Source organism: Bacillus sp. PS108 (assembly GCF_037963335.1).
Taxonomy (GTDB): domain Bacteria; phylum Bacillota; class Bacilli; order Bacillales; family Bacillaceae; genus Bacillus; species Bacillus subtilis.
In genome coordinates this window covers 262,415-274,767 of sequence record NZ_CP150155.1, presented here as the reverse complement: position 1 = coordinate 274,767, position 12,353 = coordinate 262,415, and the positions used below count along the sequence as shown (strand labels likewise).

11 protein-coding genes and 1 other annotated feature are annotated in these 12,353 nt (G+C 48.3%); all 11 genes read right to left on the bottom strand.

The annotated features are described in order from the left end of the window. Positions 1-75: 75 nt before the first annotated feature. The 11 genes from ycbM to kdgD all read right to left on the bottom strand — a co-directional run bounded on the left by ycbM (position 76) and on the right by kdgD (position 12,182). A complete protein-coding gene (gene ycbM, locus NSQ16_RS01490) occupies positions 76-1,011 on the bottom strand; it encodes a two-component system sensor histidine kinase YcbM (RefSeq protein ID WP_327837477.1) in 936 nt (311 codons plus the stop codon). Position 1,012: 1 nt separating this feature from the next. Further along, positions 1,013-1,693 carry a two-component system response regulator YcbL gene (gene ycbL, locus NSQ16_RS01485; RefSeq protein ID WP_327837656.1) on the bottom strand — a complete coding sequence of 227 codons (681 nt, stop codon included), beginning with the start codon at positions 1,691-1,693 and terminating at the stop codon, positions 1,013-1,015. A gap of 102 nt (positions 1,694-1,795) precedes the next feature. After that, positions 1,796-2,728 (bottom strand): DMT family transporter, encoded by a 933-nt coding sequence (locus NSQ16_RS01480; protein ID WP_038427307.1) that lies wholly within the window; start codon positions 2,726-2,728, stop codon positions 1,796-1,798. A 20-nt stretch (positions 2,729-2,748) separates the two neighbouring features. Next, positions 2,749-2,910: an anti-TRAP regulator gene (rtpA, locus tag NSQ16_RS01475; protein WP_003234807.1), complete on the bottom strand. Its 162-nt coding sequence runs from the start codon at positions 2,908-2,910 to the stop codon at positions 2,749-2,751. A 97-nt stretch (positions 2,911-3,007) separates the two neighbouring features. After that, positions 3,008-3,255: a binding site (T-box leader), on the bottom strand. Positions 3,256-3,311: 56 nt separating this feature from the next. Then, complete coding sequence (gene mphK / locus NSQ16_RS01470; RefSeq protein ID WP_230488377.1) at positions 3,312-4,232, bottom strand: macrolide 2'-phosphotransferase MphK; 921 nt, start codon at positions 4,230-4,232, stop codon at positions 3,312-3,314. 277 nt (positions 4,233-4,509) lie between these two features. Then, on the bottom strand, positions 4,510-6,042 hold the full coding sequence (gene garD, locus NSQ16_RS01465; RefSeq protein ID WP_086343401.1) for a galactarate dehydratase: 1,533 nt from the start codon (positions 6,040-6,042) through the stop codon (positions 4,510-4,512). 90 nt (positions 6,043-6,132) lie between these two features. Further along, the gene (locus NSQ16_RS01460) at positions 6,133-6,834 is read right to left on the bottom strand and encodes a FadR/GntR family transcriptional regulator (protein ID WP_003246338.1); all 702 of its coding nucleotides are present in this window, start codon (positions 6,832-6,834) and stop codon (positions 6,133-6,135) included. Positions 6,835-6,903: 69 nt separating this feature from the next. Continuing rightward, on the bottom strand, positions 6,904-8,271 hold the full coding sequence (gene gudD, locus NSQ16_RS01455) for a glucarate dehydratase (protein WP_072175257.1): 1,368 nt from the start codon (positions 8,269-8,271) through the stop codon (positions 6,904-6,906). 36 nt (positions 8,272-8,307) lie between these two features. Beyond that, entirely contained in the window at positions 8,308-9,675 is a 1,368-nt protein-coding gene (gene gudP / locus NSQ16_RS01450) for a glucarate transporter GudP (protein WP_230488378.1), read from the bottom strand. Positions 9,676-9,759: 84 nt separating this feature from the next. Further along, positions 9,760-11,226: an alpha-ketoglutaric semialdehyde dehydrogenase GucD gene (gene gucD, locus NSQ16_RS01445; protein ID WP_230488379.1), complete on the bottom strand. Its 1,467-nt coding sequence runs from the start codon at positions 11,224-11,226 to the stop codon at positions 9,760-9,762. Between the two features lie 29 nt (positions 11,227-11,255). Next, the gene (gene kdgD, locus NSQ16_RS01440) at positions 11,256-12,182 is read right to left on the bottom strand and encodes a 5-dehydro-4-deoxyglucarate dehydratase (protein WP_230488380.1); all 927 of its coding nucleotides are present in this window, start codon (positions 12,180-12,182) and stop codon (positions 11,256-11,258) included. Positions 12,183-12,353: the final 171 nt, after the last annotated feature.

Below are 12,353 nucleotides of genomic sequence, written 5' to 3'. Positions count from 1 at the left end.
CTCTCTTTTCCTGTTTTCTATTGTAGCGGCGAGCCCTGTCATTTTTATTTCTCAAACCTTAAGAAATTCTTACGATTAATATGTCATGCGTTTCAAGGTGATCGTAAATGCAGTCCGTTCGTACGGCTTGCTTTGGACGGATATGGTGCCTCCCATTTTTTCTGTAAGCCGTTTTGTGATGGTTAAACCCAGGCCGCTTCCTTGAAATGCTTTATTTCTGGATTCTTCAAGTGTGTACAGCCTCTCAAACACCCGCTGCTGATCGGTTTCACTAATCCCTTTTCCGCGATCCCATACGGTGATGGCGATGTTCCTCTCATCATAAGACAGCGTCAGCCCGATTAACTTGCCGGCCGCGCCATATTGAATCGCATTGGACAATAGGTTTTGCAGGATTCTGTCCAGAGCCTCTTCATTCGCCTGCGCATACACCGGCGTATCCGGGATATCGATGGCTGCTTGAAAGCCTTTTGACTGAACAGCGTCATAATAGTGCAGGATATTTCGTTTGCATATGTCGTTCATATGTACTTTGGTGATTGGGATGTCTTTATCTTCAGATTCTAATTTCGCTAAATCAAAAAAGGAATTGATCATCTGAATAAGTTCATTTGTTTTCTGGCGGAGCTTCCCCAGCAATCTTTCCCGCTCTTCGTCCGGCATGTTCGGGTCACTTTGAATGGCTTCGATATAACCGAGAATGACCGTTAACGGCGTTTTCAGGTCGTGAGACATATTGGTCAGCATCCGCTTCATGGATTGCTCTGTTTTGGCAAATTGGGCGCTGATCTGCTGACGATTCTCAACGATAAGATTGATGTTAACAAGCAAGTCTTTGAGCGCATGATCGTCTGTAGGAAGCAAAATTTGTCCTGCCGAATCCCGGCTGAGCATGTAGCTAAGCTGGTCAGCCGTGTAAGCCAGATTCCCGTCCCGCTTCTTTTTCATTATGAATTGAATCACATTCAGACACGCCAGAGCGATGACAGCGGCCACCCATAGCACTGTCATTCTAAAACTCTCCTAATTTATAACCGATGCCCCATAACGTTTTAATATATTGAGGGGAGGAGGGGTCATCCTCAATCTTTTCTCTGAGCCGCCGCATATGTACGTTAATGATGTTCTGATCTTCAAAGTACTCTTCATTCCAAACGGAACGGTAGATTTGTTCTTTCGTAAACACTTTTTTAGGATTTGATGCAAATAAGCACAGCAGCTGCCATTCTGTTGACGTCAGCTGGAGCGGCTCTCCGTTTTTCAAAACGGAAACATTGTCTATATCTATCGCAAGCTGGTGAATCCGGATCACCTTATTCACAGCCGGCTCCTCTGCCGAATATTGCGTCGCCCGCCGTATCGCGGCTTTTACTCTGGCTGTCAGCTCAATCATCGAAAACGGTTTGGCGATATAATCATCCGCCCCAAAGCCCAGTCCCAATGCCTTGTCCACATCTCCATCTTTTGCCGAAATCATTAAGACCGGAACGTTGCTTTTTTCCCGGATGATTTTCAGAAAATCCATGCCGTTCAGCTTCGGGAGCATGATATCAAGGAGGACCAAATCGTATGAACTCTGCTGAAACAGCCGGATGCCCTCTTCTCCGTCGAAAGCATGCACAATTCCAAAGCCTTCTTTTGTTAAATAATGATCCACCATTTCACTGATTGAGTGGTCGTCTTCTACAAGCAATATGCGCTGCATCTTCTCACCTAACCTTTACAAAATCAAAAAACACACACGTAATTACACTTATTGTAATTGAAAAACGTGTGTGTTTTATATAAATTATTCTTATTTTCCTGTTTTCAGCTTCCTGTATTCCATCACCGTAATGACAAAAAATACGGCACCGCATCCAATGACTTGAATGAGCCCGAGCCGTTCACCGAGAAATAAAGCTCCATAGAAAATCGTCAGGATAGGCCCTGCCATTGAAATGGCGGCGGCTCGCTGTGCCCCGATTCGTTTTATGCCCTCAAGCATTAGCACAAATGGAATCACTGTGGTAACGACTGCAATTACCGCGAACAAACCATACATAGAAAGCGGATATGCTGCCATTGGCGTATTCATGCCAGCCGCCGATTTTATCCCTGTGTAAAGCATCATGGCAGCTCCAGCAGCTGTCATCCCGTATGCATTGAGACGGATCCCTCCGATTTGATGGACGAGATGCCCGGAAAGGACAAGATAACCAGCATAGACGGCCGAAGATAACAAAATGAATACAGCTCCAATCATATTCGCCTGGAAAAGCTCAGCATTCCAGCCGCCCAGCGCCAAGAAAAGCCCAAACATGACCGCCAGAACTGCGAAAAGGTCCTGAATTGAGGACATTTTCCGGTCACGACACGCGGTGAATCCAAACACAAACAACGGATAGCTCATCAGCAATATACGTTCAACCATTGCGGATACATGGTTCAGCCCGATAAAATCAAGCAAGGGAGACAGAAAAAAACAAAACACTCCCGCGCCACAAGCCTTCCATAGGTCTCCTTTTTTCTTACCGTCTGGCATTGGAGGACGATATATTAAAAAAATCAGCCAAAACAGCGGAACAGCCAGCAGCTGCCTGTATAGCAGCACGGCATCTGGCTCAGCACCCATTTGGTATGCCCATTTTATCCAAATCGATTTAGACGCAAAACAAACTGTTCCGATCAGCAAAAAAATCGTACCTGCTGCGGCCTCACGAATCTTACTCTGCTCTTCTGCTCTCATCTCAGCTCAGCTTTTCTCCTTTACTTATTCAAATGCTTTTGGATAAAATCCAGAAGCGTATATCCTTGAGCAGTCAGAATAACACCTTTTCCGCTGCAGGCCGGGCAAGGTGTTCCTTCGATTTCTCCCGCTCTTTCACATTTAGGACATGCGACCTCAAGATCATCAGTTGCAATGACCATTTGATATCCTCCTTTCTAACTCATCTGCTATGCCACCACCAGCCATCGTCCATTGGCCGTCACCTCCTTTAAGAAACACAAAAAACCCCCGTCCTATGCAAAGGACGAGGGTCTCGCGGTACCACCTTTATTAACAGCTATACAGCCGTTCACTCTAAGTACAGAAAACCTATGTTTCGATACTCCTCTCTTGGTAACGGGGAGAGAAACCCGGCATCGCCTACTATCCGTTCAGCAAAGCAATTCAGAAGCCCATTCGGCATCAGGGGAGGATCGGTTCACACCTGCCACCGACTCTCTGAACCTCCATTCTGATGCGTACTTGCTCTTCCTCACGATTGTTGTTCCGTTCTATTATTTGTAAAGTTTATAATACTTGGTTCATGAAATGAAGTCAATTCTTAATCCGATATTACACCGAGTGCTTCTAGCGCCATATTGACGTGCTCCTCCTGCTGTGTTTGCAGAGCGAGCTTGGCGATTTCCACCGGATACGCCGCCTGCATCTCTGAAATGTGTTCCTGCATTTTTGCCCATATCCGGCCGCCTGCTTGATTATAGTATTCAAGTAAACGGGCAGTTTCTTTTTCCCCGAAAATGGTTTGATAAAGAACAAAATCCTTGGCTGGATCGGCAACCTTCGCTTCTGTCCAATCCAGAAGTCCTGTGACACGTTCATTTTGGTCGATAAGAATATGCGGCGGGTGGAGATCGCCGTGTATCAGTGCAGAAAAACCAGGCCAGTATGCATCATCATTTATCCACTTTTGCCATCTTTCCCAAAGCTGACTAGATACACCAAGCTTATTCTTCACATCAACCATAGAGTCTGCTGTCATTTGCCTGAAATCTTCTGGCCTTATCACTTCTATTCCGGATTGCCCAGCAGATATTTGATCCGTGCCATGTAATTCAGCCAGTATGTCGGCAAGTGTGCGGACAAAGTCGTCTGACGGCGGCTGATGATCCATATTCCATACATATTGCTTTTGTTCCAAGTCAATTCCAGCAGCCGGCGTTCCTTTTAACATGGGGTAAGCGATCAATTCCGGTGTATGAATTCTCCAATCCGGCACATCAGCAGTCAGATTCGCTCGGAGAAAGGCAAGCGTTATGCCTTCTGCAGATGCTCTTTCCACAACATCACTTCGCCGCGGTTTTCGCAGCACCCATGGCATACCTGTGTCGTCCTTGGCAAATACAACTTGAAAGTCCATTCCGGTTTCATTCAATTGCGCGTTCTCAGAATGAACCGTCAAACCTTGGCTGCGTGCAAGCCCGACAATCTCAGTGATAAGCTGTTTTTCGTTAAGGTTTGTCATCCCATTTCCCCTTTCTCATGCTCAGGCCTGCAGTAGAGAGAAGGGATGCTTGAAGGCACAAAAAAGGGCAGGCACGCCACCCTCTTTTTTTGATAACCATATAAGGGCTTATACATAGGCGGATTCATCCCGATTCTCCCGCATTCAGGCGAGAGTTGTTCACTATTGAATTCGTGTCACTCGGAATCTAATGAATGCCATGCTGTAACCCCTCCGTTTCCTATACGCTGATTTTCATTTTACAGCATATTCCATCTTCCCGCTATAAAAACATGAATCAAGTCACTGGAGCAGGATTAAACAAGCACAAATCATTATGAAGGCCCCAACGGTCTGCCCACGTTTGTTTATGGCCGCTTGCTACATCCAAAATCGTCCTGAAGATTTCCCAGCCTACGTCTTCAATACTGGCCTCTCCTGTCGCGATTCGGCCGGCATTGATATCGATTAAATCAGCCCAATGCTCTGATAAGGAATGCCGAGTCGATACTTTCAGCACCGGTGCAGCAGCCAGGCCATATGGTGTTCCCCTCCCTGTCGTAAACACCTGCAGATTCATGCCCGCAGCCAGCTGCAGGGTGCCGCACACAAAATCGCTTGCCGGTGTCGCCGCGAACAGCAGGCCTTTTTGCTCTGCTCTTTCACCAGGGCCGAGCACGCCAGAGATGGGGCTTGTGCCTGATTTCGCTACCGAGCCTAACGCTTTTTCCACCACATTGGATAATCCGCCTTTTTTATTGCCTGGTGACGGGTTTGCGCTTCGGTCTGCGTCTCCCCGCCGGAGATAGCTGTCATACCACTTCATCTCTTTGATCAGTGATTGTCCGACCTCTTCACTGACAGCCCGCGGCGTTAATAAATGAATAGCATCCCGCACCTCTGTCACTTCAGAAAACAAAACCGTTGCACCTGCGCGAACCAATAAATCAGCCGCATACCCCACGGCAGGGTTCGCCGTCACGCCGGAAAACGCATCACTGCCGCCGCATTGCAGGCCGATAACCAGATCCGAAACAGGGCATGACACCCGGGTTCTGCTGTTCAGCCTGATTAACCGTTCCTCCGCCATTTCCAAAATGGATTGGATCATCGCCGCAAAACCTCGGTGATCCTGGAGCGATAGAATGTCATCATCATTTTCGGAGGCAATTCTTTCCGGGAGGAGCTTTTCACATCCTAATCCGATTACCATTACTTCACCGCCGAAGTTCGGATGCTTCGCAAGATTTTGAATCGTGCGGATCGGAATGACAGCGTCGGGCGCATTGATCGCCACGCCGCATCCGTATTGATGATGCAGCGGCACAACGTCATCGACATTTGGGTATTTCGGCAGCAGCTCTTCTTTTATTCGTTTGACTGCATAATCCAAAACGCCAACAACACATTGAACACTTGTCGTGATGCCGAGGATATTTTTTGTCCCCGCACTGCCATCCGCATTCCGGTAGCCTTCAAATGTATATCCTTCAAGTGGGGGCCGCGGCTGCGGCACCCTGTTTGCGAGAGGAAGATCGTCTAACGCCGGAGGAGCGGGCATTCTCACGAGGGCTTCCCGTATCCAGCTCCCGCGTTTGATCGTCTCATCAGCAAATCCGATCACCTCTCCGTAACGCACGATCTCGTCCCCTTGATTGAGATCGGTGAGGGCCACCTTATGGCCTTGAGGAACATCCTCTTCAAGTACGAGCCCGCATGAGAAAACAGTGCCCTTTGGAAGTCCTCCATCATTTACAATAATCGCGGTGTTATCTATTTCATGCACTTTGATGTAAAGGGGGGCTTGGTTCTTCCTGAGGTTCATCGCCATATGAAAATCACTCCTCATATTTTAGTAAGCGTTTTCTAAATTGGTTTAAAAAAACCGCAGCTCTTACGTTTCAACTGCGGTTGCTCACCATTATTTTTCATCCATTCCTTTTAGAATTTTGTCACGGACAAATTTCAGATGCTCATACATGTGGTAATGTGCTTTGTACGGATCTCTTTTGGCAAGGGCGTCGTAGATTTTTTTGTGATATTCGACCGTTACATCTCTCTCCCTGTACGGAATTTGGCTGTCAATTTTCGCATGGGTGATCAGCAGGGACTGAATCATCCCTTCAACGACGGGGTTATTGGCGCTTAACGCAATAATTCGATGGAACTCTTTATCCGCTTCACCATAATGATTGTCAGTGCTGTTGGCAATATCGTCGATCGTCTTCTGCAAACGCTGAAGCTCTTCCTCATTGATTTTTTCCGCGGCAATTGTCACGAGTCCGAGTTCTAGCGCCATCCGCGCTTCAATGATAGCCGGAAGATTATCAGTGGCCAAAGCAAGCATGACGGAAAATGGCTGCATGCCGATTTTATCGTTGAAATATGTGCCCCCTCGTGTTTTTCTCGTAATGACGCCCAGCGTTTCAAGTGAACTGAGTGCCTCCCGAAGCACCGGCCTGCTGACATGCAAAATGTCCATCAGTTCCATTTCGGTCGGCAATTTGTCTCCAGCCCTCAACTGTCCGCTCGATAATAAATGGACAATCCGTTCGATGACCTGCTTGGCTAATGTTTTCCGATTGACTGTATCGACTTTCAAATCCTCTAAACCTTCGTACACGAACAACTCTCCCTTCAGTTGTTCAATTGTAAGACAAAATAGCGGATATGACAATATTTACAAACAAACTTATCGCACAAGACACGGGCGCTTCCGGTCAAATTCCCAGTTGCGGATCAGGAACTGCATTGGGATCGCGTCATTCCGTGCGCCTAAATTCATTTTCCGGTAGATCTCATGCGCTTTTTCCACTTGTTCCATATCAATATCGACGCCTAGTCCAGGCTTATCCGGCACCTTGACACAGCCAGAAGAAATCTTAAAAGGCTGTTTCGTTAATTGCTGCCCGTCCTGCCAGATCCAATGGGTATCAATCGCCGTGATCCGCCCCGGAGCCGCTGCTGCCACATGGGTAAACATCGCAAGGGAAATATCAAAGTGGTTGTTGGAGTGCGAGCCCCATGTCAAACCCCAATCATTGCACATTTGCGCAACCCGCACCGACCCTTGCATCGTCCAAAAATGCGGATCAGCCAGCGGTATATCGACCGCATGGAGCTGAATCGCGTGACCCATTTCCCGCCAGTCAGTCGCAATCATATTTGTCGCAGTCGGAAGCCCTGTCGCGCGGCGGAATTCAGCCATTACTTCACGAGCGGAGTAGCCATTCTCATCCCCGCATGGATCTTCCGCATACGCGAGCACATCTTGCTTTCCTTTGCATAATGCAATAGCTTCCTCTAATGACCATGCCCCGTTCGGATCAAGAGTGATCCTTGCCTCTGGAAAACGTTTCGATAATGCGGTAACAGCTTCGATTTCCTCTTCTCCCCGCAGCACCCCGCCTTTCAATTTGAAATCCTGAAAGCCATAGCGCTCTTGTGCGGATTCGGCAAGACGCACAATGGCCTCCGGCGTCAGCGCTTCCTCATGGCGCAGACGGAACCACGCACAATCTGACTGCTCATCGCTTTGATACGGCAAGGTCGTCCGCTTTCGGTCGCCGATGTAAAAGAGGTAACCGAGCATTTTTACTTCATCACGCTGCTTCCCTTCGCCCAGTAAAGCCGCGACCGGTTCCTGAAGAAACTTTCCAAGCAAATCTAACAAAGCCGCTTCCAGTGCGGTGACGGCGTGCACAGTGGTGCGCAAATCAAACGTCTGGTTTCCTCGCCCTCCCCTGTCCTGATCGCCAAACTGCTTTCTGACCGTTTGCAATATCGCTTGGTACGCACCGATAGATTTTCCGACAACAAGCGGCTCTGACAGCTCCAGTGTGCGCCGAATATGCTCTCCGCCAGGCACCTCGCCGACTCCCTGATTTCCGCTGCTGTCCGTTAAGATTACGATATTCCGGGTAAAAAACGGGCTGTGTGCTCCGCTTAGATTCAGCAGCATGCTGTCATGTCCCGCAACAGGAATCACCTTCATTTCAGTAATTGAGGGAATATTCGATCTTTTCTCTTTTTGAACCTGCTCTTGTATCGGTGAACTCATGCATTTTCCTCCCTTTATAAAGCGCTTTCATAAATATTAGACAGGCAACGATTGATCGGGGTCTTGTTCTTGTTTCTTTAACACGACCCGTTTGATCGGCCCGACCAGCAGCAAATAGCTGAGGATCGCCGCAATCGCGTTAGCGCCGACAAACACAAGCGCGCCATTGAAAGATCCAGTGGCATTGACAATGTATCCGATAATAATCGGTGTTGTAATTGAGGCAATATTGCCGAAAGTGTTGAACAAACTGCCGCTTAATCCTGCACATTCTTTCGGAGACGTGTCCGACACGACAGCCCAACCCAGTGCGCCGAAGCCTTTTCCGAAAAACGCGAGCGACATAATGATAACGACGAGCCATGCTGAATCTGTGTAGTTGCAGACAATCATACTGCAAGACAGCAGCATGCCGGCAATGATTGGCACTTTTCTTGCAAAGGTCAGTGAACGGCCTTTTTTGAGCAAGATGTCTGACACAATGCCCCCAAGCACGCCGCCGGCAAATCCGCACAGCGCCGGCAGGGAAGCGACAAACCCAGCTTCAAGAATAGACATGCCGCGGGCCTGAACCAAATATATCGGAAACCATGTGAGAAAGAAATAGGTGAGAGTCGTAATACAGTATTGCGCGATGTACACACCAATCAGCATGCGGTTCGTTAACAGCTGTTTGATATACGGCCATTTCGATTCTGTTTCTTGTTTGCTTTTACTGTCATCCATGGAAATCAGCCCGCCGCCCTGTTCGATGTACGCAAGCTCAGCTTCATTAACCTTTGGGTGTTTTTTCGGTTCATACACCGTTTTTAGCCAGATGACAGCTAGAAGAATGCCCGCAATACCCATAACAACGAAGACGGAATGCCAGCCGAAAGAGTGGGTAAGCCAGCCCATTAAAGGAGAAAAAATGACGATTGCGAAGTATTGTGCTGAATTAAAAAAGGCTGAAGCTGTCCCGCGCTCGGAGCTTGGAAACCATGAGGCAACAACTCTGCCGTTTCCGGGAAATGAAGGCGCTTCTGATAAACCAACCAGAAAACGCAGTGCAAACAGCAGGATAATCGCTGTGCCGGCGGAGAAAAAGCCAATCGCCCCTTGCAGCAGCGTAAAAAACGACCAGAAAAAGATGCTTAACGCAATGATAGTCTTTGAACCAAAACGGTCCAGCAGCCAGCCGCCCGGAAGCTGTCCGATGACATAGGCCCAGCCAAAGGCAGAAAAGACATATCCCATGGCGACCGAGTCCAATCCCAAATCATGCTGGACGGAATCTCCGGTGATGGAAAGCGTCGCTCGATCCGCGTAGTTAATAGAGGTCACAAGAAACAGCATAAACACGATGAACCAGCGCACGGACGTTTTTTTGCCCGCCGGAGTAACACTCGCAAAGTCTTTTTTCATAGTATCTTCTCCTTTTCAAAGTAGAGAATCATATGCTGGCTGTGATAAAGCCGGGAAAGAGACGCACGCCTCTTTCCAGCACCATTACGGCTTCATAAAAACAGTTTTGATCGCTGTGAAAAAGTCCTTCGCTGCCTCACCCTGTTCTCGGGAGTGGGAGCTCGACTGCTTCATGCCGCCAAAAGGCGCCTGCAGCTCAACACCTGCGCTTTCTGCATTGATCCGAACCAGCCCGGCATCGATTTCATCAATGAAAGAAAGCATTCGGCCGATGTTTTCCGTGAAGATGGATGCACTTAAACCGAACTTCACATCATTGGCGATGTTCAGCGCCTCCTCCATCGAGTCCACCTTGATCAAGGCGATCACCGGACCGAAAATTTCCTCCTGGGCAATTGTCATCTCAGATGTCACATTGTCAAAGATGGCAGGCTGAACATAATAGCCGTTTTGATACTTTCCGTTCTCCAGCTTTTCTCCTCCTATTAAAAGGGAAGCGCCCTCCTGTTTGCCTTTCTCAATGTATGACAGGCAGTGATCAAGCTGATTCTTGCTGGCTATCGGCCCCATCCAGACATCCTCTTTTAAGCTGTCTCCGATTGTAATATCTTTTGTGCGCTGGAGCAGTTTTTCTTTAAAGCGCTCATAAATTCCGCTTTGTACAATGACACGGCTTGTCGCGGTGCATTTCTGGCCGGTTGAACGGAAGGCCCCTGTTATGACTGCTTCTGCCGCAGCTTCAAGGTCAGCGTCATCAGCTACGATGACAGGGTTTTTGCCGCCCATCTCAAGCTGATATTTGGCTCCCCTCGCTAAAGCGGCTTGCCCGATGATTTTTCCGACTTGATTCGAACCGGTAAACGTAACGGCGTTTACACCGTCATGCTCAGCAAGCCCCTGCCCGACAACAGACCCCGGGCCTGTCACCAAATTGATGACCCCTGCCGGGAGCCCCGCTTCCTCAAAGCAAGCAATGATCTTCGCGCATGTCACAGCTGTTTCTGTCGCCGGTTTGATGACAACGGTATTGCCGTATACCAATGCCGGCGCCATTTTCCAAATCGGAATCGCCACTGGGAAGTTCCACGGAGAAATCACGCCGACCACACCGAGCGGAACTCGGGTGGTAAACATGAGCGCGTCTTTGTCAGTAGACGGAATGACGTCACCCGTTTTTCGCATGCCCTCTCCGGCGTAATAGCGCAGAATGGCAATCCCCCGGGCTGTTTCTCCCTTCGCTTCCGGCAATGTTTTACCCATTTCACGCGTTGCACAGGCGGCGATTTCCTCCAAGCGCTGCTCCATGATCTCCGCTGTTTTGTATAAGTATTGGCCGCGTTCGGCACCCGTCAGCTTTCTCCAAGCCGTTTTGGCTTCATTGGCGGCGGCGACGGCACGTTCCACATCTTCAGCTGTTGAATTCTGTACATATCCGACAATATCATTCACATCGGCAGGGTTTTCGACCCTGACCATATCGCCTGATTGAGACTTAACCCACTCTCCGTTAATAAAGTTGAGGTACGTGTTTTGTTCCGTGATCACAGACATGCCCATTGCCCCTTTCGTGTTTTTTCTGGTCAAACCGTCGCGGCTTTTTTCGGAAAACGGTCAGCCGCCTGCTTCAAAATTGCTTCCAATTGCTGATAATGATCTTTTTCAACCGGGCCGACAGGCGGTCTGGCTGTATTCCTTACATTCAAACCCATGATTTCCATACCGGCTTTAATCAAGGATACGGCGTAGCCTTTTCGTTGTTTGCGAATGTCGTTGATCGGCAGAATCACATGCCGATAGAGTTCCTTCACAAGCTCGTCATTTCCGTTTTTCAATGCATCATAGAACATTCGCGAAATATGCGGGATATAATTTGAAATCGCTGAAGAGTAAGAGTGGAACCCGATCGGCAGATAAGCCGGCATCGTCACTTCAGCCATCGGCATTCCGTTGAGCCATCCTAAGCGGTCGCCGATCGTATAGACGAGGTTGATATTCAAATCCATATTTCCTACCCCGTCTTTGACACCGACAAGCTGTTCATATTCGGTCAGACGTTTGATCTGTTCAACAGAGAGAACGGCGTTATCGCGCTGATAAAGAATTGCGTTCAAGTCAGTGCTTTCAATAATCGTTTTCGCATACTGGTACAGCCCCTCCTGTTCGCCATGCACCAAATACGGAGGCAGGATCAAGTAGCCGTCGGCGCCTTTTTTCTCCGACAGCTGCGCCCAATCAAGCGCTGTGCTGAGGTTGCCGCCCACCCCCGTGTAGACCGGCACCTTTCCTCCGGCTGCCGAGACTGCGACTTCCACCATTTGCTCATATTCCTTCTGGCTGAGAGATTGGAATTCACCAGACCCGCAAGCGATAAATATCGCTTCCAAGCCCTCATTCAGCAAAAACTCAATGTTTTGAAAAAGAGCTTCTTCCTCCAGTTTTCCTTGTGTGTTAAAAGGAGCAACCGGAAAACCTAAAATTCCAGCGGGTGCTTTTCTGATACGGCTCATCAACATAACCTCCTGTTATTTGTGTATACAGCCTCTATCTGTAAGCGCTTTTATTAATTTTTCTTTCACATCCGCTCCTTCCCATATATCCTTTTGTTTAATTGTAAGACAAATAAACAATAAGTCAATATCTTTATTTTCTGATATTTTATAAAAAAGCGGTAAATCACT